This window comes from Acidovorax sp. Leaf78 (assembly GCF_001422735.1).
Classification (GTDB): Bacteria; Pseudomonadota; Gammaproteobacteria; order Burkholderiales; family Burkholderiaceae_C; genus Acidovorax.
The window spans coordinates 307,766-326,295 of the sequence record NZ_LMLZ01000022.1 but is presented as its reverse complement, the minus strand read 5'-3'; the positions used below and the strand labels follow the sequence as shown (position 1 = coordinate 326,295).

Annotated in this window: 13 protein-coding genes; 5 read left to right on the top strand and 8 right to left on the bottom strand. The window is 65.3% G+C overall.

What is annotated here, in order from left to right; translation table 11 throughout:
• Positions 1–166: 166 nt before the first annotated feature.
• Both ASF16_RS19965 and ASF16_RS19960 read right to left on the bottom strand, forming a co-directional pair.
• Positions 167–928: a 16S rRNA (uracil(1498)-N(3))-methyltransferase gene (locus tag ASF16_RS19965; RefSeq protein WP_056171426.1), complete on the bottom strand. Its 762-nt coding sequence runs from the start codon at positions 926–928 to the stop codon at positions 167–169.
• 75 nt (positions 929–1,003) lie between these two features.
• Entirely contained in the window at positions 1,004–2,182 is a 1,179-nt protein-coding gene (locus ASF16_RS19960) for an aminoglycoside phosphotransferase family protein (protein ID WP_056171424.1), read from the bottom strand.
• Positions 2,183–2,347: 165 nt separating this feature from the next.
• Between ASF16_RS19960 and ASF16_RS19955 the strand changes: the two genes are divergently transcribed.
• From ASF16_RS19955 to rsmA, 3 genes are all read left to right on the top strand, one after another.
• Positions 2,348–4,705: an LPS-assembly protein LptD gene (locus ASF16_RS19955; protein ID WP_235507450.1), complete on the top strand. Its 2,358-nt coding sequence runs from the start codon at positions 2,348–2,350 to the stop codon at positions 4,703–4,705.
• Between the two features lie 37 nt (positions 4,706–4,742).
• Entirely contained in the window at positions 4,743–6,164 is a 1,422-nt protein-coding gene (locus ASF16_RS19950; RefSeq protein ID WP_056171422.1) for a peptidylprolyl isomerase, read from the top strand.
• A gap of 268 nt (positions 6,165–6,432) precedes the next feature.
• Positions 6,433–7,212, top strand: coding sequence for a 16S rRNA (adenine(1518)-N(6)/adenine(1519)-N(6))-dimethyltransferase RsmA (rsmA, locus tag ASF16_RS19945; RefSeq protein WP_056171420.1), 780 nt, complete (start codon positions 6,433–6,435; stop codon positions 7,210–7,212).
• 668 nt (positions 7,213–7,880) lie between these two features.
• On the opposite strand, the gene ASF16_RS19940 is transcribed toward rsmA, so the two are convergent.
• The 5 genes from ASF16_RS19940 to ASF16_RS19920 all read right to left on the bottom strand — a co-directional run bounded on the left by ASF16_RS19940 (position 7,881) and on the right by ASF16_RS19920 (position 14,697).
• Positions 7,881–8,306 (bottom strand): barstar family protein, encoded by a 426-nt coding sequence (locus ASF16_RS19940; RefSeq protein ID WP_010464776.1) that lies wholly within the window; start codon positions 8,304–8,306, stop codon positions 7,881–7,883.
• 140 nt (positions 8,307–8,446) lie between these two features.
• The gene (locus tag ASF16_RS19935) at positions 8,447–8,854 is read right to left on the bottom strand and encodes a ribonuclease domain-containing protein (RefSeq protein ID WP_056171418.1); all 408 of its coding nucleotides are present in this window, start codon (positions 8,852–8,854) and stop codon (positions 8,447–8,449) included.
• 242 nt (positions 8,855–9,096) lie between these two features.
• The gene (locus tag ASF16_RS19930) at positions 9,097–11,448 is read right to left on the bottom strand and encodes an NADP-dependent malic enzyme (protein ID WP_056171416.1); all 2,352 of its coding nucleotides are present in this window, start codon (positions 11,446–11,448) and stop codon (positions 9,097–9,099) included.
• A 254-nt stretch (positions 11,449–11,702) separates the two neighbouring features.
• Positions 11,703–13,229, bottom strand: coding sequence for a CoA-acylating methylmalonate-semialdehyde dehydrogenase (locus ASF16_RS19925; RefSeq protein WP_056171414.1), 1,527 nt, complete (start codon positions 13,227–13,229; stop codon positions 11,703–11,705).
• A gap of 103 nt (positions 13,230–13,332) precedes the next feature.
• Positions 13,333–14,697 carry an aspartate aminotransferase family protein gene (locus ASF16_RS19920; protein ID WP_056171412.1) on the bottom strand — a complete coding sequence of 455 codons (1,365 nt, stop codon included), beginning with the start codon at positions 14,695–14,697 and terminating at the stop codon, positions 13,333–13,335.
• Between the two features lie 232 nt (positions 14,698–14,929).
• Between ASF16_RS19920 and ASF16_RS19915 the strand changes: the two genes are divergently transcribed.
• Positions 14,930–15,832 carry a LysR family transcriptional regulator gene (locus tag ASF16_RS19915; RefSeq protein WP_056171410.1) on the top strand — a complete coding sequence of 301 codons (903 nt, stop codon included), beginning with the start codon at positions 14,930–14,932 and terminating at the stop codon, positions 15,830–15,832.
• A 389-nt stretch (positions 15,833–16,221) separates the two neighbouring features.
• Here ASF16_RS19915 and ASF16_RS25625 read toward each other — a convergent pair whose 3' ends face one another.
• On the bottom strand, positions 16,222–17,856 hold the full coding sequence (locus ASF16_RS25625) for a PQQ-binding-like beta-propeller repeat protein (RefSeq protein ID WP_082517051.1): 1,635 nt from the start codon (positions 17,854–17,856) through the stop codon (positions 16,222–16,224).
• 202 nt (positions 17,857–18,058) lie between these two features.
• Here ASF16_RS25625 and ASF16_RS19910 point away from each other — a divergent pair, with 202 nt between their 5' ends.
• Positions 18,059–18,364 carry a flagellar basal body protein gene (locus ASF16_RS19910; protein ID WP_056171407.1) on the top strand — a complete coding sequence of 102 codons (306 nt, stop codon included), beginning with the start codon at positions 18,059–18,061 and terminating at the stop codon, positions 18,362–18,364.
• Positions 18,365–18,530 lie beyond the last annotated feature (166 nt).

The following is an 18,530-nucleotide window of genomic DNA, read 5'->3' as shown; positions in this document are numbered from 1 at the left end:
GACGGTGCGCGCAAATCGAAGCTCCTGACTGGACCAATCACCGCGCAAGGCACGGAGCAGCAGGCCGCCCCGGGAGGGCCTGGGCCTGACGTCGTTTCATTCTAGGCCTCGGCCTGCGGGGCGTACAGGCCCACAGGGCGGGATGACGCCGGGTGCGGGTGGCCGCCTACAGGGTGAGCGCGGCCAGGGCGGCCAGTGGCGCCGTTTCGGCCCGCAGCACGCGCGGGCCGAGCGTGGTGGGGGCAAAGCCATGCTGCAGTGCAAGATCTTCCTCGGCGGCGCTGAGGCCGCCCTCCGGGCCCGACAGGAAGATCACGGCCCGTTCGCTCTCCGGCTCGACCACGCTGCGCAGGGGCGCCGTGCCGGCGCGCAGCGACAGCAGCAGGCGCTGCGCACCCGCGGGTGCGCCGGCGAGGCCCGTGGCCGCGCCCTGCGCGCGCACCCACCCGGCCAGGTCGACCGCGTCATGCACCACGGGCACGCGGTTGCGGCCGCACTGCTCGCACGCGGCCACGGCCACGGCCTGCCAGTGGGCGAGCTTCTTCTCGGCGCGCTCGCCCTTGAGCTTGAGCACGCTGCGTTCGGCCACCAGCGGGGTGATGCTGGCCACGCCGAGCTCGGTGGCTTTCTCCACGAGCCAGTCCATGCGCTCGTTGGCGGTGATGCCCGCCAGCAGGTGCACGGCGCGCGGTGCCTCGCGCTCGACGGCGTGGTGCGCGCCCACCACCACGCGCACGTCGCTGCGGCCCATGCGCAGCACCGTGGCGTCGAACTCGCCACCGGGGTCGCCCGCGCCCTGCCCGCCGTTGAAGAGCGTGATGCCGTCACCGGGCTGCAGGCGCAGCACCTGCACGTGGCGCGCGGCGCCGGCAGGCAGGTCCAGTTCGGCCCCGGTGATCAGGACCTCCGGGCAGTGGAAACGGGGCATATGCTATTGATTTGGTAGCTTCTGGCGCTTGCTGGATGAGCGGCAGAGGCTGTTTTGATGGTGAAGACGGCTGGCCTACATGCGGCCGTAGGCAAAGCCCACGACCGGCTGCGTGCCTTCGATCTCGTCCAGCATCTTGAGCAGCGGCCCGAGTTGGCGGTAGCGGTTGGCCGTGGCGCCGATGTAGGCCATGAAGCGCGGCGTGTCGGCCAGGTACTTGGGCTTGCCGTCGCGCAGCGTCAGGCGCGCAAAAATGCCCGCGACCTTCAGGTGGCGCTGCAGGCCCATCCACTCCACGCTGCGGTAGAACTCGCCGAAGTCGTTGCCCCAGCCGCTGGCGCTGTTGGCGCCCAGCAGGCCGGCCTTGCGCGCCTTTTCCCAGTAACGCACGGTAATGTCGATGACAAACTCTTCTTCCCAGCTGATGAACGCGTCGCGCAGCAGGCTGGCGATGTCGTAAGTGATGGGGCCGTAGACCGCGTCCTGGAAGTCGAGCACGCCCAGCGGGCCGTCGGCGGGTGTGGCCGGGCTGTGGGCGTGCCGGCCCGCCGCAGGCTTGGGCGCCATCAGGTTTCGGGTCATGAAATCACGGTGCACATACACGCTGGGAGCAGCCAGGTTGTGCGCCACGATCGCATCGAACGCGCTCTGGAGCGTGGCCTGCTGGGTGGCATCGAGCGTGACGCCGCGGTGCTTGCCGAGGTACCAGTCCGGAAACAGCGCCAGCTCGCGGCGCAGCAGGGCTTCGTCGTAGACGGGCAGCACGCCGGGTTGCGAGGCCTTTTGCCAGTCCAGCAGCGCATCGGTGGCCTGCTGGTACCAGGCGTACGCGTCCTGGGGCCGGGCGGGGTCCAGCAGTTCGATCAGGGTCTGGTGCCCCAGGTCGGACAGCAGCATGAAGCCGCCCGCCTCATCCCAGGCCAGTATCTGCGGCACGTGCAGGCCCGCGGCGGCCAGCAAAGCCTGCACCTGCACGAAGGGGCGGCAGTTTTCCTTGTCCGGCGGCGCATCCATCACGATGCGGCTCACGCCGCTGGCGCTGTCGATGCGCAGGTAGCGCCGAAAGCTCGCATCCGCCGAGGCGGGGCGCAGCGTGTGGGGCAGCAACTGGTGGGGGCCCACCAGCGGCGCGAGCCACGCATCGAAGGCGCTGCGGCGGGCCGCGTCATGCCAGGTGACGGCCGTGGCGGCGGGGGCTGAGCCGCCCGGCGAGGCGGGTGGAACGGCGGGCAAGGAGGGGGATGGGTGGCTCATGGATAATCCGATTTTACAAACCGCTGCGGGCCTCCCGCCGCGGTCTTCCTTTTGTCCGCCCTCTGCCCACCGTCCCACGTGCCACGCAGCCAGTCTTCTCCCGCGCAGACCCCCTCCCTCCGGACCCGGCCCGCCTCGGCAAAGGCCGCTCGGCTGCGCCCGCCCGTGCCCCGGGCCCTGGCCTATGGCGTGGCGCTGGCCTGGTGCGGCCTGCCCCTGTCCGCCCTGGCCCAGGCTGACACGGCACCTGCCGCCAGCGCCTGGGATGCGCCGCCCGCGCTGCGCAGCTCGCCCCTGCTGCAGGAAAAGATCCCGGACGCGGTGCGGCCCCAGTTGCCCGTCTTCGTGAAGGGTGACCACATCAGCGGCCAGACCGACTTGAACGCGGTCATCGAAGGCAATGCCGAGCTGCGCCGGGGCGACACCGTGATCCGCGCGGACCGGCTGGACTACGACGTGCCCGAAGACCTGGCCAAGGCCCGTGGCCAGGTGCGCGTGAACCGCGCCGGCAACGTGTACGAAGGCACGGCGCTCGAGCTGCGCGTGGATGCGTTCGAGGGCTTCTTCAGCGACGCGCGCTACCGCTTTCTGGCCACGCAGGCGCATGGCGAATCCAAGCGGGTGGATTTCATCGACAAGGACCGTGCGGTGGTGCACGCCGCCACCTACACCACCTGCCAGGTGGGCGATGAAGCCAGCTGGCAGCCCGACTGGGTGCTGCGCGCCAGCGTGATCCGCATCGACAACGAAGAGTCGGTGGGCACGGCCGAGAACGCGGTGCTGGAGTTCAAGGGCGTGTCGCTGCCGCCCATCCCGTACATCAGCTTTCCGCTGTCGGACAAGCGCAAGTCGGGGCTGCTGCCGCCGACCATCGGCCTTGATAGCCGCGACGGCGTGGCCTATTCGCAGCCCTACTACTGGAACATCGCCCCCAACCGCGACGCCACGCTGCGCGCGGCGCTGATGACCAAGCGCGGCGCCAACCTGGGCGGCGAGTTCCGCTACCTGGAGCCCAGCTACAAGGGGCAGATCAGCGGCGACGTGATGCCCGGCGACCGGCTGCGCGACCGCATGCGCTGGAGCTATTCGGGCCAGCACCAGGGCATGCTCGATACCGCCATCGGCGGCGTGGGGCTCAACATCAACGTCAACCGCGTGAGCGACGACAACTACTGGCGCGACTTCGGCCGAGCGTCCGAGCCGCTGCGCCAGCGCCTGCTGCCCAACGACGCCAGCCTGTCGTGGGGCGCCAACGACATGAGCGCCACGGTGCGCACGCTCAAGTGGCAGACGCTGCAGGACGTGAACTCGCCCATCGTGCCGCCGTACGACCGCATGCCCCAGATGCAGTGGCGCTACGTGCCGTCGCAACTGGGCGGCGGCTTCGATGCCACGGTGGAGCTCGACACCACGCGCTTTCAGGCGGCCCGGGCGCTGACCAACCAGCCCAATGCCGACCGCAGCTATGCCATGGCGGCGATCAGCCGGCCGTTTCTGGCGCCCGGCGGCTTCGTCACGCCGCGGCTGCAGCTGCATGCCACCACGTACCAGTTCGACACGGGCCTGAGCAACGGCGACCGCTCGGCCAGCCGCACGCTGCCCACGTTCAGCCTGGACAGCGGCCTGGTTTTCGAGCGCGACGCGGCGTACTTCGGCCGGTCCTTCCTGCAGACGCTGGAGCCGCGCGCCTTCTACACCTACACGCCCTACCGCGACCAGAGCCGCCTGCCCGTGTACGACACGGCCGCGAACGACTTCAACTTCGCGACCATCTACACCGAGAACGCGTTCGGCGGCAATGACCGCATCGCGGACAACAACCTGCTGACGCTGGGTGTGACCACGCGCCTGCTGGACCCGAACACCGGGGCCGAGGCCGCGCGCTTCGGCGTGGCACAGCGCGTGCGCTTTTCTGACCAGCAAGTCACGCTGCCGGGCGGTGCGCCGGTGAGCGAGCGCCTGTCGGACGTGCTGTTGGGCGCGGGCATCACCTGGACGCCGCAGTGGGGCTTCGACTCCACGGTGCAGTACAACCCCAAGACCGGCCGCTCGATCCGATCGACCATCGGCGCACGCTACAGCCCCGGCAACTACCGCACCGTGAGCGCGGCCTACCGGCTGCAGCGCGGCACCAGCGAGCAGATCGACATCGGCTGGCAATGGCCCTTGAACGACCTGTGGGGCGACAAGGGCAAGGACCTGGGCCCTGGCCGGGGCCAGGGCGGCAACCGCTGGTACACCGTGGGCCGCCTGAACTACAGCCTGCAGGACAGGAAGCTCGTGGACACCGTGGTGGGCCTCGAATACGACAGCTGCTGCTGGATCGGCCGCGTGGTGCTCGAGCGCCTGCAAAGCGGCGTGACCACCTCCAACACCCGCCTGCTGTTCCAGGTGGAGTTCGTGGGCTTCTCCCGCCTGAGCCTGGGCTCCAGCCCGCTGGAAACCTTCAAGCAACATGTGCCGCGTTACCAGTACCTGCGCGAGCAGGTCAGTACGCCGAGCCGTTTCACCAACTACGACTAGGCGCTCGCGCGCCCCAGTACCTCACACGCTCCACACCATGAACCAACGAGCATTTGCCCTGGCCTTGGCGGCCGCCCTGGTTTCCCTCATGGCCCAAAGCGCCGCCGCGCAGGGCCTGCGGCCGTCCGGGGCTGCTGCGGGCACGGGGCTGTCGCGCCCATCTGCCACACCGTCGGTCACGCTGCCGCCTGAAAACCGAAACAGCAGCGGCAACAACAGCACGGCCCCGCGCGCTGCGGACTACATCGTGGCGGTCGTCAACTCCGAGCCCATCACCAATAACGAAGTGCGCTCGCGCCTGGCCCGCGCCGAGGCCCAGCTGGCACAGCAAGGCGGCGCCATGCCCCCGCGCGACGTGCTGGCGCGCGAGGTGCTCGAGCGCCTCATCGTCGAGCGCGCGCAGCTGCAGCAGGCCAAGGAGTCCGGCGTCAAGGTGGACGACTTCGCCGTGTCGCAGGCCGAGCAGGGCGTGGCCCGCCAGAACAACATGACCACGGACGAGCTGTACCAGCGCCTGGCCCGCGACGGCATGGGCAAGGAACGCTTTCGCGAAGAGCTGCGCAACCAGCTGCTGCAGCAGCGCCTGCGCGAGCGCGAGGTCGAAGCCCGCGTGAAGGTCAGCGATCTGGACATCGACCAGTACCTGCGCGAGCAGCAAAAGGGCATGGACGTCGCGTCCATGGAAATCAACCTGGGTCACGTTCTGGTGCTGGTGCCCGAGAACGCGAGCCCCGTGCAGGTGGCAGAGCGCCAGGCACGCGCCCAGCGCGCCGCCGAACGCGTGCGAGCCGGCGAGGACTTCGCCACCGTCGCGCGCGAACTCTCCGACGCCCCCGAAGGCCAGCGCAACAACGGCCTGCTGGGCCTGCGCCCGGCCGACCGCTACCCCGAACTGTTCGTGAACTCCACGCTGGGCCTGCCGGTGGGCGGCATCGTAGGCCCCGTGCGTTCGCCTGCAGGTTTTCACATCCTGAAGGTGGTCGAGCGCGTGACCGCGGGCGTGCCCACCACCGTGACGCAAAGCCACGCACGCCACATCCTGCTGCGCACCAGCCCCCAACTGACCGAGACCGCCGCCGCTGCGCGCCTGGCCGACTACCGCCGCCGCGTGCTGGCAGGCCAGGCCGACTTTGCGGTGCTGGCGCGCGAGCATTCGCAGGACGGCAGCTCCAAGGAGGGCGGCGATCTGGGCTGGGCCAACCCGGGCCGCTACGTGCCCGAGTTCGAGCAGGCGATGAACGCCCTGAAGCCTGGTGACATCAGCGAGCCGCTGGTATCGCGTTTCGGCGTGCACCTGATCCAGCTGCTGGAGCGCCGCGAGGCCAAGCTCACCCAGCGCGAGCAGCGCGAGATGGCGCGCGACACCGTGCGCGAGAAAAAACTGGACGAGGCCTACGCCACCTGGGCGCAGGAACTGCGCGGCCGGGCGTACGTGGAATACCGCGACCCGCCGCAATGAGGAATAAGTGCATCCCCCTGAGGCGCTGCGCCTGGGTGCCACCGCCAGAGGCGACGGCTTTTCGGGCTCGTCCAAGCCTGCGCAGGCAGGCTTGGAGCCGCGGCCCTCAGCCCCTCTCTCGAACGGCTGCGCCGTTCGGGAAGGGGGACACCGCCAGCGCACGCCAGCGAAGCGCAGCCTGCGCTGCCAGGCGGCCCTTGCTCGGCGGCCGCTGGTCTGCGCGCCCTCGTCACAGCTCGCACATCGACCACACACGCGAGCCCACGGCATGAAACACATCCCCCGCAAGCGCTTTGGGCAGCATTTTCTGTCCGACAAAAGCATCATCGAAGACATCGTGCAGGCCATCGCCCCGCAGCCGGGCGACCCCATGGTCGAGATCGGCCCCGGGCTGGCGGCGCTCACGCAGCCCCTGGTGGAGCGCCTGGGCCGCCTGACGGTGATCGAGCTGGACCGCGACCTGGCGCTGCGCCTGAGGCTGCACGGGCAGCTCGACGTGATCGAGTCCGATGTGCTCCGGGTCGACTTCACGCAGCTGGCGCAGGACTTTCGCGCCAAGGCGGGCCAGCCCGACCTGCGGCTGCGTGTGGTGGGCAACCTGCCCTACAACATCTCCACGCCCATCCTGTTCCATCTGCTCGAGCATGTGGAGGTCATCCAGGACCAGCACTTCATGCTGCAAAAGGAAGTGATCGACCGCATGGTGGCCCGCCCATCGACCAGCGACTACGGCCGCCTGTCGGTGATGCTGCAGTGGCGCTATGCGATGGAGAACGTGCTGTTCGTGCCGCCGGAGAGCTTCGACCCGCCCCCGCGCGTGGACAGCGCCGTGGTGCGCATGGTCCCGCACGCCGAGCCCGCAGCGCTGTCGGTGCCCCTGCTGGAAGAATTGGTGCAGGTGGCCTTCAGCCAGCGCCGCAAGCTGCTGCGCCACACCCTGGGCCGCTGGCTCGAAGCCCGCCAGTTCCCCGGCACCTTCGACACCCAACGCCGCGCCGAGGAAGTGCCCGTGGCCGAATATGTGGCCCTGGCGCAAGTTTGCTCTTGAATTGATAGCTGTTAGCGCTTGCTGGACAAGCGGTAGCGGTCAATTCGATCAGTATTAAGGGGAATCTGAGGGCTCAGGCAGGCTGCACGGTGGAGCTGCAAGCACGCCTGCCAACGTCGCACCGACCCGACCCGACCCGATGCGGTGCGGTGCGGGCTAAACCCGTCGGTCAAACATCAACAGATGTGAAACAGGTTTGAAGTAGGCACTGCGCTGCAGTCGCCTGCGCTGATTTCGTCACTTAAAACGAAACTGGCGCGGCCAAGGCGAGAGGCACCGCGCAAGGGCCGCCCCGCCGCGCTGGTGTCGTCCCCCTTCCCGAACGGCGCAGCCGTGCGAGAGAAGGGGCTGAGGGCCGCGGCTCCAAGCCTGCCTGCGCAGGCTTGGACGAGCCCGAAGAGCCGCCGCCTCTGGCGGTGGCACCGAGGCGCAGCGCCTCAGGGGGATGCCCCGAATTCAAGCCGCGCTGAGCCAGTACCCGGAGTTGAAGGGGCTGCTCATGCGCAGCGCCATGGGCGAGACGTCCACGAGCTTGTCCGTGGGCATCTTCTCGCCGGAAGGATCTGTGGCAACAGCTGCTGCTGCGCTACCGATGTCTATGACCTCGACACCCGGGGTACCGTGAGCCTCGTTCGCCCGTTCTGCTTGGCTGGTGGATGCAGAACGGGCTACAGAAAAGAATAGAAACACCGGAAGGGGATCTTGCGGTCACCCCAGTAGTCGGCGGCGTCCCGGAAGATGTCGAGCAGTTGCTCGCGGGCTTCCTTGTCGAACTTGCCGGTGGCGGGAATCTGCTCCAGCACCACGATGAAACCAGGCTGCGGGCCTGATTTGTGCAAGGGGTCTGTCATGCAGTCGTACAACGCGTCGAAGTTCTTGCCGAAGTGCGACGGGAAGGTGAATTGCCCGGCAATCAGGTCCAGCACATCCTGCTTGGACTGCGCGTGGGCCAGGTTGGCGTACAAGAAATGGTGACCCATGGAAGTGGCTGCATCCTGCAGGTCCTGCACGCGGAAGGCGCGGATGGACTGCACGATGTTGGTGCGCACGCCACGCAGTGGCGTTTCCAGGTCTTTACGAAGTGGCGTCTGCATCTCCGCTACTCTTTCTTTAGAAAGTCCACAAACTTCTGGCATCTCGCAGGGCTGCGAGGGCCAGCCTGCGATGGGTGAATTCAATGGGATACGGTGCAGGTTGCCAAGTTTCATTTGGCAGGTGTGCACCGCAACGGGTGTCATTTGGCGATTTCGCGAAAACTGGCGTAGTGGTCGCTGGTGTAGTAGCAGGCGTCCGGGGTCCGGGGCTTGCCGCCGCACACGATGCGCCGGGCTCCCCGGTCGCGCGATCCTGGCGTTCTGACGGTGTATTCGCGGTAGTAGCCCCGCTGGTGGGCGGGCAACAGCCGCTCGCGATTGCCGAAAACCGATCCATCCTTGTCGTACGGAAACGGCCCGCCCTCAAGGATCAGCGCATACGTCGCTCGCCCTTGGGGCGGCAAGTCGGCCAGTGCAATGGGGGTGATGGACCCGTCTGTGGACGGGGATTTACGGGCGTGCCCCGCAACCGGGGACAGCACGAACGCAACACCCAGAACACACAAAACCCCTGCTTTGCGCGCCCGGGTGGCTACAGCCTTCAGCATCAACGAAACCTTTCACACGACTTATGCAATCCTGGACAGGCAAATCGCCTATCCCTGAAAACGCACTTCATGCCCCCTTGTTTGCATAAGTCCAGACTCCAGAAACCTACGGGTTAACCCGAAATTTCGACCCGCTAGTGTGACTCAATGGCCCCCAAAAAGCAAGCGTCTGCACAAAACTTGGGCAGACGCTGAAAGGGGGTGCAGGCGCTTTAAGTTAGCACTTGCTATCGGTTGGTGACTTACCGCAACGCGTTGGCATCGGCCACGGTCAGTGCGGTCATGTTCACGATGCGGCGCACGGTGGCGCTCGGCGTCAGGATATGGACCGGCTTGGCGGCGCCCAGCAGGACCGGGCCGATGGCAATACCGCCGCCGGCGGCCGTCTTGAGCAGGTTGTAGGCGATGTTGGCCGCGTCGATGTTGGGGAACACCAGCAGGTTGGCGTCGCCCGTCAGTTCGCTGCCGGGCATGACGGCGGCACGGGCCTTGCCGTCCAGCGCCACGTCGCCGTGCATCTCGCCGTCCACCTCCAGCCACGGCGCCTGCTGGCGCAGCAGCTCCAGCGTCTGGCGCATCTTGATGGCGCTGGGGCTGTTGCTGGTGCCGAAGTTGGAGTGCGACAGCAGCGCGGCCTTGGGCTTGAAGCCAAAGCGCATCATTTCTTCCGCGGCCAGCGCGGTGATCTCGGCCAGCTCCTGGGGCGTGGGGTCGTAGTTCACGTGCGTGTCGACCAGGAACACCTGGCGGCCGGGCAGCATCAGGCCGTTCATGCAGGCGTACACCGGCACGTCCTGTTCGGTGCTGTCGGCGCCGCCCGCGTGCTTGCCGATCACCTGGTCGATGTACAGCAGGTGGTTGGCCGTGGTGCCCCAGGTGCCGCAGATCAGGCCGTCCACCTCGCCCTTGTGCAGCATCATCGCGCCGATCAGCGTGAGGCGACGGCGCATCTCGATCTTGGCGACCTGCTGGGTGATGCCCTTGCGCTCGGTCATGCGGTGGTAGGTCTGCCAGAAGTCGCGGTAGCGGTGGTCGAAGTCGGTGTTGACCACGTCGTAGTCCACGCCTTCCTTCAGGCGCAGGCCGAACTTCTCGATGCGCTGGGCGATGATGGCCGGGCGGCCGATCAGCGTGGGGCGGGCCACGCGCTCGTCCACCACGATCTGCGCGGCGCGCAGCACGCGCTCTTCCTCGCCCTCGGCGTACGCCACGCGCTTGCGTGCGGCGCTGCGGGCGGCGTCGAAGATGGGCTTCATCGTCGTGCCCGAGGCATAGACGAAGGCCTGCAGGCGGTCGCGGTACGCGTCCATGTCGGTGATGGGGCGCGATGCCACGCCGCTGTCGGCAGCAGCCTGGGCCACGGCCGGGGCGATCTTCATCATGAGGCGCGGATCGAACGGCTTGGGGATCAGGTAGTCGGGGCCGAACGACAGTTTCTCGCCCACATACGCTGCGGCCACCACTTCGCTTTGCTCGGCCTGGGCCAACTCGGCAATGGCGTGCACAGCCGCGATTTCCATCTCATCGGTGATGGTGGTGGCGCCGCTGTCCAGCGCGCCGCGGAAGATGTACGGGAAGCACAGGACGTTGTTGACCTGGTTGGGGTAGTCCGAGCGGCCCGTGGCCATGATGATGTCGCTGCGCACGCTGTGCGCGAGCTCGGGCATGATTTCGGGGTTGGGGTTGGCCAGCGCGAAGATCACCGGGCGCTCGGCCATGGTGGCCACCATTTCGGGCTTGAGCACGTTGCTGGCCGACAGGCCCAGGAACACGTCGGCACCGGCGATCACTTCGGCCAGCTTGCGCGCGTCGGTCTTTTGCATGAACTGGCGCTTGTCGTCGTCCATCAGCTCTTCGCGGCCTTCGTACACCACGCCGGCCAGGTCGGTGACGAACACGTTCTTGCGCTGCACGCCCACCTTGAGCAACAGGTTCAGGCAGGCCAGCGCCGCGGCGCCCGCGCCGCTGGTCACGAGCTTCACATCCTCGATCTTCTTGCCCGCCACCTTGAGCGCATTCACCATGGCCGCCGCCACCGTGATGGCCGTGCCGTGCTGGTCGTCGTGGAAGACCGGGATCTTCATGCGCTTGCGCAGCTCGCGCTCCACGTAGAAGCAGTCGGGCGCCTTGATGTCTTCGAGGTTGATCGCGCCGAAGGTGGGCTCGAGCGCGGCGATCACTTCCACCAGCTTGGCGGGGTCCTTCTCGTCGATCTCGATGTCGAACACGTCCACGCCCGCGAACTTCTTGAACAGGACGCCCTTGCCCTCCATCACCGGCTTGGAAGCCAGCGCGCCGATGTCACCCAGGCCCAGCACGGCCGTGCCGTTGGTGATGACGGCCACCAGGTTGCCGCGCGCCGTGTAGCGGAAGGCATTGGCCGGGTCTTTGACGATCTCTTCACACGGGGCGGCGACGCCGGGCGAGTACGCCAGGGCCAGGTCGTGCTGGTTCACCATCTGCTTGGTGGCGGCAATGGCGATCTTGCCGGGCTTGGGAAACTCGTGGTACTCGAGAGCGGCACGGCGCAGTTGGGCGCGCTTGTCGGATTCGTTGTTGTTGTTCTCGGTCTGGGCCGTGGTGTTCTCGGGCATTCAATGTCTCCAACTCAGGGGTGGGTGCAAAAAAACCGGGCTGCAGCGGCTCCGCGCGGGCTGTCAGCTTTGTAAGGGTCCGCGATTGTAGGACGATGCCGGTAAAAACCCTAGTAAGCGAATCTGCTTATGCGGGTGGATCAGTGATGACCTGGGTCGCTGCAATCGGCGCCCCCATGAAAAACGCCCCGCAGCCGAGGGGCTGGGGGCGCTGCAGGGTCAAATCAGCGGGTATCTGCGCTTATCTGCCGGCATCAGCGGCTGCTGGGGAAGGCGAACACCGCGCCCTCGCGCACACCGGCGCTGGGCCAGCGCTGCGTGATGGTTTTGCGCTTGGTGTAGAAGCGCACGGCGTCGGGGCCGTAGGCGTGCAGGTCGCCGAACAGGCTGCGCTTCCAGCCGCCGAACGAGTGGTAGGCCACGGGCACGGGCAGGGGCACGTTCACGCCCACCATGCCGACCTGGATGTGGTCGGTGAAGTAGCGGGCGGCCTCGCCGTCGCGGGTGAAGATGCAGGTGCCGTTGCCGTATTCGTGGTCGTTGATGAGCTGCATGGCTTCCTGCAGCGTCTTAACGCGCACCACGCCCAGCACGGGGCCGAAGATCTCTTCCCGGTAGATCTTCATGCCGGGCTTGACGTTGTCGAACAGGCAGGCGCCCAGGAAGTAGCCCTCTTCATGGCCGGCCACCTTCATGCCACGGCCATCGACCACCAGCGTGGCGCCTTCGGCCACGCCGCTGTCCACATAGGCAGTCACCTTCTCGAAATGCGGCTTGCTGACCAGCGGGCCCATGTCGTTGCCGCCGTTGTCGGTCTGTGTGCCGGGGCCGACCTTCATCTTGGCGATCTCGGTCTTCAGGCCCGCAATCACGGCGTCACCCACCGCATCGCCCACGGCCACCAGCAGCGGGATGGCCATGCAGCGCTCGCCGCACGATCCGTACGCCGCGCCCATCAGCGCGCTCACTGCGTTGCCCACGTCCGCGTCGGGCATCAGCACCGCGTGGTTCTTGGCACCGCCCAGGGCCTGCACGCGTTTGCCGTGCTTGCAGCCTTCGGCGTAGATGTACTCGGCAATGGGGGTGGAGCCCACAAAGCTCACGGCCTTGACGCGCGGGTCCTGCAGCAGCGTGTCCACCGCCAGCTTGTCGCCGTTGACCACGTTCAGCACGCCCGGTGGCAGACCGGCTTCCAGCGCCAGCTGGGCGATGAACAGCGTGCTGCTGGGGTCGCGCTCGGAGGGCTTGAGCACGAAGGTGTTGCCGCAGGCCACGGCCATGGGCCACATCCACAGCGGCACCATGGCCGGGAAGTTGAACGGCGTGATGCCTGCCGTGACGCCCAGCGCCTGGAACTCGCTCCACGAGTCGATGCTGGGGCCCACATTGCGGCTGTGCTCGCCCTTGAGCAGCTCGGGCGCGTAGCTCGCGTACTCCACGTTCTCGATGCCGCGCTGCAGCTCGCCGTGCGCGTCGCTCAGCACCTTGCCGTGCTCGGCGGTGATCAGGGCGGCGATCTTGTCGGCGTTCTCTTCCAGCAGGACCTTGAGCTTGCTCATCACGCGCGCGCGCTTGAGCGGCGGCGTGTTGCGCCAGGCGGGGTAGGCGGCTTCGGCCGATGCGATGGCGGCCTCGACCGTCGCCTTACTGGCCAGCGCCACGCTGGTGGTGGACTGGCCGGTGGCGGGGTTGAACACCGGCTGGGTGCGCTCGGTGTCGGCAACGAGCTGGCCGTCGATCAGGTGGCCGACAGTGGTGGTGACGTTCTTGTCGTGGTTCATGGCTGTTTTCAAGTAAAAAATGCCGCTACCGCTGGATGGGCAAGCGGCAGCAGCTATTGATTTAGGAGCGTGGGGTGTGGGCGTCGGTGGCCGGGCTCAGGGCTTACGCGGTCTCGGTGAGCGCGTCGCCCAGCGCACTGACCATGCGGTCGATCTCGGCCTCGGTGCTGATGAACGGGGGCGCCAGCTGAATGGTGTCGCCGCCGTAGCGCACGTAAAAGCCCTTGTCCCAGCACTTCATCGCGATCTCGTACGGGCGGCGGGCCGGCTCGCCCGGCAGGGCGCTGATGGTGATGCCCGCGGCCAGGCCGTAGTTGCGGATGTCCGCCACGTGCTTGGCGCCCTTGAGGCCGTGCACCGCGTTCTCGAAGAACGGAGCCAGGGCCTTCACGCGGCCGGGCATGTCTTCTTTTTGCAGGATGTCCAGCACCGCATTGCCGGCCGCGCAGGCCACGGGGTGGGCCGAGTAGGTGTAGCCGTGCGGGAATTCGAGCATGTACTCGGGCCCGCCCTGGCTGATGAAGGTGTCGTAGATCTCCTTGGTGGCGATCACGCCGCCCAGCGGCTGTGCGCCGTTGGTCACCTGCTTGGCGAAGTTCAGGATGTCCGGCGTCACGCCGAAGGCCTCGGCACCCGTCCACGCGCCGCAGCGGCCAAAACCGGTGATCACCTCATCAAAAATCAGCAGGATGTTGTTCTGCGTGCAGATCTCGCGGATGCGTTCCAGGTAGCCCTTGGGCGGGATCACCACGCCGGCCGAGCCCGAGAACGGCTCCACGATCACCGCGGCGATGTTGGATGCGTCGTGCAGCGCGATCACGTCCAACAGTTTGTCGGCCAGCGCACGGCCGCCGTCCTCGGCCATGCCCTTCTGGAAGGTGCCGGCCGGTGGCTGGGTGTGGGGCAGGTGGTCGGCCTCGATGCCCTGGCCGAAGGTCTTGCGGTTGCCCACGATGCCGCCCACCGAGATGCCGCCGTAGTTCACGCCGTGGTAGCCCTTTTCGCGGCCGATCAGGCGGGTCTTGCTCGCCTGCCCCTTGGCGCGCCAGTAGGCACGGGCCATCTTGAGCGAGGTGTCGGCCGACTCGGAGCCCGAGCCTGTGAAGAACACGTAGTCCAGGCCTGCGGGCGTCAGCTCCTTGAGCTTGTTGGCCAGCGCGAACGAGGCCGGGTGGCCGAACTGGAACGCGGGCGAGTAGTCCAGCGTGGCCGCGGCCTTGCCGATGGCTTCGGCCACGTCCTTGCGGCCATGCCCGAGACCGGAGCACCACAGGCCCGACAGGCCGTCGAAGATCTTGCGGCCTTCGGCGTCGGTGTAGTAGGCGCCCTGGCCGCTCACGATCATGCGCGGCTTGGCCTTGAAGTTGCGGTTGCCGGTGAAGGGCATCCAGTGCGCATCGAGCCATTCGGCATCCATGCGAGGGCTGTCCGGGCCAGCGGCGGGTTTTTCGATGTGGACGAAGCTCATGGCGGTCTCCAGGGCGGCGGTGAATGGCGGGGTGAAAGGACGGTAAGGGGGCAGCGCAGGGCCTTGCGTGGCAAAGCCCGGCCGACAGCGCATTGTTGTGCCGCCTGTTAATCTCTCCAATAGTGCAATATCAATGTTTACTTGACGATTTATGCAAGTAAAAGACACCCCCGAGCCATCCTCCGTTCCCCCGGCCACATCGCTGTCGAGCCCCAACGCCCGGCACCGCGCCGTGCTGGGCCAGCTCAGTGACATGGATCTGCGCCTTTTGCAGGTGTTCAAGAGCGTGGTGGAGTGCGGCGGCATGTCGGCGGCCGAGCTGGAGCTGAACATCGGCACCAGCACCGTCAGCCGCCACATGAAGGACCTGGAAACCCGCCTGGGCCTCACCCTGTGCCGCCGGGGCCGCGCGGGCTTTGCGCTCACAGCCGAGGGCCAGCGCGTGTATGACGAAACCCTGCGCCTGCTGTCCGCCGTGGACGCCTTTCGCAGCAGCATCGACGACATCCACCGCCGCATGGGCGGGCGGCTGGAGGTGGCGGTGTTCGACAAGACGGCCAGCAACCCCGCCGCGCACATCGGCGACGCCATCGCCCTTTTCGCCAGCCAGGCGCCCGAGGTCAGCCTGCAGATGCACGTGGCCAGCATCAACGCCATCGAGCGCGGGCTGATCGACGGCAGCTTCCACGTGGGCATCATCCCGGCGCACCGCGCGTCGCAAAGCCTGGTGTATGCCAACCTGTTCACCGAGACCATGCTGCTGTACTGCGGCGCCCGGCACCCGCTGTTCGGCACCGACCATGCCAGCCTGACCTGGGAGGCCTTGCGCGCCTACCAGTTCGCCGGCCTGGGCTACCACTCGCCCAACATGGAACTCAGCCACAGCGCCCGCCTGCCGCGCAAGGCGACGGGGTTCGACCAGGAGTCGATCGCGACGCTGATCCTGTCCGGGCGCTACCTGGGTTTTCTGCCTGACCACTATGCGGAGAGCTTCGAGCGCCAGGGGCTGATGCAGGCGGTGTCGCCCGCGCAGTTCTTTTACCGCTGCGAATTCGTGAGCGTGCTGCGCAAGTCGCCCCAGCCGCCGCGGGCCGCGCAGGCGTTTGCGCAGTGCCTGGTGCAGACACATGGATGATGAAGCCGGCTTGCATTCCTTGTGCTCTTGAAGATTGCAGCTCTTCTCATCTTCGCTCGGGTCATTCCGTCGAGCTGAGTTTCTCCCTCTTCCAGTGGCAACTCTGCGATGGACCCGCGATGCTGCCTCAGAATGTCTTGGCTGCACACGAGCGCTACGGGTGCAGTGGCAAACATCTGCTCTCTACCCCGTCAAGGCGAAATCAGGTAATCGTTGCTGCATGCCACTGCCTGAGCAGCCAGACGAGTAGGCATATAGATCAGCCAGATGCGATGTGCTTGTGCTGTGCTGTTCTAATTATTACCTGTCCTCAGTCTTCGCTGACTAAGCTTTGCTGAAAGACACCGCGCGGAGTGCGTCCCATCTGCGGTGCTGGATCGATATCTATGTCATCGAAGGTTAAATGCCAACAAGTTGCCACTCGACGATTGAATTAGTAGGGATCCGTTCTCGGATATACCCATCCTACCTGTCACCGGATAAGTCCAAACGATCTGTCGCGTGTTGCGGTCGACCGCGTAGGTCGCGCCTCCAACTAGTCGATTTGAAGATATAAAAATAATATCCCCGACGGTAATGACCTCGTACATCACGTTTTGATTTGAATTAACAGTATCCGGCAGCAAGACACTCCAGATGACGGCGCCTGTGTCTCCAGAACGCGCTTGCAGGGATGGTCGCTCAGCGCTGTTGGTTTGTGTAGCCACTGTGTAGAGCATGTTGTGCGCAAGGCTAGGTAAGCTTCTAAAGCCATCCTTGACAGACCACATTTGCTTCTTTGTGACAATCGAGAAACTAGTGAGGTACGCGTGACTTAAGCTATACCAGCCCCCAATAATGCGCTGGGAACTATCAACCATGGCCGTCAGTGGGCGGGATGTCGCGTTGTCCCCGAGTTCATGATCTAAGGAAAATGCCTCAACTCCATCACTTTTGCGAAAAACACGGAGCTTATTGAACATATAAGCATAAGCATACTGATCATCAATCGCCACCCTGCGATCTGCTCTGAAGAGATCATGCTGGATTTGCCATCCAGCGGCTCCGGTCGCTGAATCAGTACGCGTCAATTGGTAAAATGTTTGGCCGGCTATGGTTTTTAAGTAGTCGAAATACAATGATTCTCCATCAGTGCGAAGCTTAGAGGATGAACCAAGAATGGAGAGCGATTTTTGCCCTGTTGAAATTTCATAGCCGGTTATTGCGCTGTCAAATCCCAAATATTCTGGTGTAAATACTTTATTTTTTAGAATGACGGGTTCATCTGCTGAAGTGGGATTGGAGTTGATGCTCCATATGCGTGCTCCATCATGCTCACGTAGAGCTTCCAATTTTGATCCCGTGTGCGCGATTATGTAGCCGTTGGCAGTCAATGGGCTTGATATAAATCGAGTGTCCGCCGTTTTCCATCGCAATTTGAACGACGCGGGGTTCAGTTTTACTGTAGTTGGCACGTAGCTTGAATTGGCTCCATTGCCATAACGAGAGGACCAAGCACCAGCGCCATCCAAGCGCTGCAATGGCGTTAAGTTTGGCTGGGCGGGTAATACCTCGACACGATACGGATGCTTCGATTCGTGAATCACCTGGGCATCCCCACAGCCGTTAGGACAAACAACTATCGATACGGTCAGGAGTCCGGATTTAGTTCCTGCGCTGAGGTTGCTGAAAGTTGTCAGAGTCCTACTGTAGGTTAAAGCGTCGATCTTTTCGGTAGTGCCTCTTGATTCGAACGGAGGGGGTAGTGACAGATCGACAAATACAGCGCCTGACACTGGCTTGGCTAACTTGACTGTCAGTGTGACATTCTGTGATTCGCCTTCGACAGTGGAAACGTCAAGTACCGAAGGCGTCAACGCTATAGAACCAGTGTTCTCAGCAGGGGCTGGCGAAGTGGGCGGAACTGGCTCAGGAGCAGGAGCAGGAGCAGGAGCAGGAGCAGGAGTTGATGGGGCATCGTGGCCCCCCCCACCTCCTCCGCAAGCAGAAAGTAGTACAGCAAGCATCAACACGAACTTGTTCATTTTCCCTCTTCTTGATGTGTAAAGATCGTGCGATTTTATGTAGCAAAACGTGTTCGCACTTCCGGTGCGCGTTCTGGTCTGTACGCCGATCATCACAGTGCCTACCTGCTAGAACCGTTTGGCCTTGCGTGCTGCAACAGTTGCGAGAACAATGGCAATTCGGCTACCAACTTATTTATCGGCCCTTATCGCGGAGCACACCATGGCCAGCATTTCCTCCATCGGCAGTTCCGGCCTGCAGGCCGCCCAGTTGCGCCTGGATGCCTCGGCCAACAACGTGGCCAACATGAACACCCCCGGCTACCGCCGCGAGGTGGTGGCGCAGCAGGAGGCCAAGGACAGTGCGGGCGTGCAGGCCACGGTGCAGCGCGAGCAGGACGCCAAGGGCGTGGCGCTGGAGCAGGAGGCGGTGGAGCAGATGTCGGCCACCTATGCGTTCAAGGCCAACCTGCAGACCATCAAGACGCAGGATCAGATGATGGGATCGCTGCTCGACACCCGGGCCTGACCGGCAAGCAAACCGCCGTGGCGGGCTGCAGTTGCTTCTGGCCCCTTCTGTATCACCTGATGCCCCGATTGCGGGGCATCGTCGTTTTTGCGCCGGGTTTTCCGACGATGGCGTCAGTGCGTCGACGCCATGCGCGCCAAGCGGTCGACAAGCCAGCGCTGAAACG